Annotated in this window: 1 protein-coding gene; it reads right to left on the reverse strand. The window is 74.3% G+C overall.

The window, feature by feature from the left end:
* On the reverse strand, positions 1–253 hold a 253-nt coding region (locus ABT009_RS47515), incomplete at both ends, for a hypothetical protein (protein ID WP_351302463.1).

Consider the following 253-nt stretch of genomic DNA (forward strand, 5'->3'; position numbering starts at 1 on the left):
ACCCGGATCCGCAGGACCCGGATCCGCAGGACCCGGATCCGCAGGACCCGGATCCGCAGGACCCGGATCCGCAGGACCCGGATCCGCAGGACCCGCCGCAGGACCCGGATCCGCAGGACCCGGATCCGCAGGACCCGGATCCGCAGGACCCGGATCCGCAGGATCCGCCGCAGGACCCGGATCCGCAGGACCCGGATCCGCAGGATCCGCCGCAGGACCCGGATCCGCAGGACCCGCCGCAGGACCCGCCGAA

It is taken from the genome of Streptomyces sp. NPDC002896 (assembly GCF_040295225.1).
Classification (GTDB): Bacteria; Actinomycetota; Actinomycetes; order Streptomycetales; family Streptomycetaceae; genus Streptomyces.